This window comes from Bradyrhizobium sp. PRIMUS42 (assembly GCF_023006515.1).
Classification (GTDB): Bacteria; Pseudomonadota; Alphaproteobacteria; order Rhizobiales; family Xanthobacteraceae; genus Bradyrhizobium.
The window spans coordinates 1-3701 of the sequence record NZ_JALBGZ010000626.1; the positions used below are offsets into that span (position 1 = coordinate 1).

General features: G+C 64.2%; 2 protein-coding genes. Both read right to left on the reverse strand.

Annotation, left to right across the window (positions count from 1 at the left end; translation table 11 throughout):
* The coding region (locus MOV75_RS30690; RefSeq protein ID WP_247007188.1) for an error-prone DNA polymerase at positions 1–2747 on the reverse strand (2747 nt) is incomplete at its 3' end.
* The coding region (locus tag MOV75_RS30695) for a DNA polymerase Y family protein (RefSeq protein WP_247007189.1) at positions 2744–3701 on the reverse strand (958 nt) is incomplete at its 5' end. The genes MOV75_RS30695 and MOV75_RS30690, both read right to left, overlap by 4 nt.

Consider the following 3701-nt stretch of genomic DNA (forward strand, 5'->3'; position numbering starts at 1 on the left):
ATCAGCGCGCGCTTGGGCAGGCCGGTGTCGCGGGCGAAATCCTCGAGCGAGGTGAAGGGCCGCCGGGTGCGCGCGGCGACGATGCGGTCAGCCCAGTCCAGCACCCTCTCCACATTGTCATTCCGGGGCGATGCGTCAGCATCGAGCCCGGAATCCATTCCGCCAGGCGTGTGCGGCCCGATGGATTCCGGGCTCGCGCTACGCGCGCCCCGGAATGACGGCTGGGAGCGCTTCAGCCGCTCCTCATCTTCATCCAGCCAGTGGAAGCCGTCGATCTGGCGGAAACCCAGGCGCACGGCGCAGTATCTGCCTTCAGTATTCTCCAGCGTGTTTTGCGCAAAGCTGTAGGACACGTCGATGTCGCGAATCGCGACGCCGTTCTTGCGGGCATCGCCGACGATCTGCGCCGGCGCGTAAAAGCCCATGGGCTGCGAGTTAAGGAGCCCGCAGCAGAAGGCATCCGGGTGATAATGCTTCAGCCATGACGAGATATAGACGAGCTGCGCGAAGCTTGCCGCATGGCTCTCCGGAAAGCCGTAGGAGCCAAACCCCTTGATCTGGTCGAAGCAGCTCCTGGCGAAGTTGGCATCGTAGCCGCGCGCTACCATGTTTCCGATCAGCTTCTCCTCGTATTGGCCGATAGTGCCGACATTGCGGAAGGTCGCCATCGAGCGGCGCAGGCCGTTGGCTTCCTCGGAGGTGAATTTTGCTGCCTCGATGGCAATCCGCATCGCCTGCTCCTGGAACAGGGGTACGCCTTTCGTCTTGTGCAGCACCTTGTAGAGTTCGTCTGCGGGGCCATGCTCGGGCGATGGCGAGGGATAACGAACCTCCTCCTGACCATTCCGCCGCCGCAAATACGGATGCACCATGTCGCCCTGGATCGGCCCGGGCCGCACGATCGCGACCTCGATGACGAGATCGTAGAAGGTCCGCGGTTTCAGCCGCGGCAGCATGTTCATCTGCGCGCGGCTCTCGACCTGGAAGACACCGAGCGACTCCCCGGCACACAGCATGTCGTAAACCTTGGGATCGTCCTGAGGAACGCTCGCCAGCACGAAACGCTCGCCCTTGTGCTCGTCGATCAAGTCAAAGCACTTCCTGATGCAGGTCAGCATGCCCAGCGCGAGCACGTCGACCTTCATCATATGAAGCGCGTCGACGTCGTCCTTGTCCCATTCGATGAAGGTACGGTCGTCCATCGCGGCATTGCCGATCGGCACATAGGTGTCGAGCCGGTCCTGCGTCAGCACATAGCCGCCGACATGCTGGGAGAGATGGCGGGGGAATTCGATCAGCTCGGTCGCAAGCTCGACCGCGAGGTTGATCATGGGATTTTGCGGATCGAGGCCGGCCTGCCTGACCTGCATGTCGTTGAGGCCCTTGCCCCAGCTTCCCCAGACGGTGTCGGCGAGCGCGGCGGTGACGTCCTCGGTCAGGCCCAGCGCCTTGCCGACGTCGCGGATGGCGCTGCGCGGACGGTAATGGATGACGGTGGCGATGATCGCGGCGCGGTGGCGGCCGTAGCGGCGATAGACATATTGCATCACCTCCTCGCGCCGCGAATGCTCGAAATCGACGTCGATATCGGGCGGCTCCAGTCGCTCCTTGGAGATGAAGCGCTCGAACAACAGATCGACCTTGGTCGGATCGACCGAGGTGATGCCGAGCACGTAGCACACGGCCGAATTCGCCGCCGATCCCCGCCCCTGGCACAAAATGTTCTGGCTGCGCGCATAGTGCACGATGTCGTGCACGGTGAGGAAATAGTGCGCGTATTTCAGCTCGGCGATCAGCGCGAGCTCCTTCTTGAGCGTCGCGCGCAACTTGTCATCGATCTTGCCGCCGAAATATTTGTCGACGCCCGCCCAGGTCAAATCCTCCAGATGCCCTTGGGCGGTCTTTCCCGGCGGCACCGGCTCGTCCGGATATTGGTACTTGAGCTGGTCGAGCGAGAAATCGATCTTGCCCGCAAAGCGCATGGTCTCCGCGATCGCTTCAGGAAAATCGCGGAACAGCCGGGCCATCTCCCGCGGCGTCTTCAAGAACCGTTCGGCATTGGCTTCCAGCTTCCGTCCGACCGCCTCGATCGTGGTCTTTTCCCGGATACAGGTCAGCACGTCCTGAAGCGGACGGCGGCCGGCATCGTGATAGAGCACCTCGTTGGTCGCGAGCAGCGGCACTTTTGCCTTTGCCGCGAGATCATCAAGCCCCGCCAGGCGGCGCCGGTCATCGCCGCGATAGATCAGGCTCGCCGCCAGCCATACGCCCTCAGCGCTGCTTGTCCTGAGCTTGGCAAGAACATCCAGCGCCTGCGCCGGCTCGAAGCGATGCGGCAGCGTCAGGATCAAGAGCTGGCCTTCCGAGAATTCCAGGAGATCGGCGAAGGTGAGACGGCACTCGCCCTTCTCGATGCGCGTGATGTCGTCGCCGCGCTTGCCCCTGGTGAGAAGCTGACAGAGCCGGCCATAGGCCGCACGGTCGCGCGGATAGACAAGAATGTCGGGGGTGCCGTCGACGAAGACGATGCGTGCGCCGATCAGGAGCTTCGGCTTGTGCAGCACCTTGTCGTTGTCGAGTTCCTTGTAGGCCCGCACCACGCCGGCCAGCGTGTTGTGGTCGGCGATGCCGATCGCGGGAAGGCCGAGCTTGCTCGCCTGATGCACATAGGCGCGCGGATCCGAGCCGCCGCGCAGGAAAGAGAAGTTGGTGGTGATGCCGATCTCGGCATAAGCTGATGTGTTCATGCGAAGAGACCGTGCACATACCAGCCCGGAGGAGTGGGCTTGCCCTCGGCATCGAAGCACTCCCCCTCGTAAAGACCGTCGCGAAAGATCCAGAAGCGCAGGCCCTCGGCATCCTCGATGCGGAAATAGTCCCGCGTGAGCTGCTTGCCGTCCTGGCGCCACCATTCCATCGCGATGCGCTCGGGCCCCTCCACCCGCACCACCGCATGCAACGCGCGGCGCCAGGTGAATTGATGCGGCGGACCATCCGGCACGGCGGCGAACGGCACCTTGATCGGCTCCGGCTTGTCGAACAGCCTTAAGGGGCGCAGCGGCGGCTCGCTCTCGACACGTGCGGGCCATTCGGCCTGCATGGCGGCAGCGAGATGATGCTGCGCCGGCGCGGCCGTCGCCGCACATTCAGGGATATGGGTGTCCTGCGGCAGGTGCACGACGACGCGCTTTCCGCCGATGCGCGCGGCGATACGATCGATCAACGCGGCCAACTCGTCATTGTCGTGGACATGGGCATCGAGATCGCGCTGCTCCTGCACCACGATCTCGGTGCGGCTCGCCGACAGGCGCACCATATCGAAGCCGAAGCCGGGGTCGAGCGGATCGGCGAGCGCATCGAGCCGCTCGCGGAACAGCCGGTCGATCACCGCGCTTCGCGTTACGGGGCGTCCGGTCTCGACCATGATCGCGCGCACCACGCCGTCGGTGCGGAAGAACGCCGCCTCGAGCCGGCGCGCGCCCTTGCCTTGTTTCTCCATGGAGGCGATCAGCGTGTCGGCGAGCCGCGACAGCGTCATCGCGATCATGGTGTCGGTCGCGATCGGCTCGGCAAAGCGCTTCTCCACGATGTAGTCGGGCAGCGGTTTGCGCGGACTGATCGGGGCATCGCCCTGCCCCAGCGCATGGGCGAGCAGTGTGGAGAACCGCGCGCCGAACCGCGCCGTGATTTCGCCCGGCGTG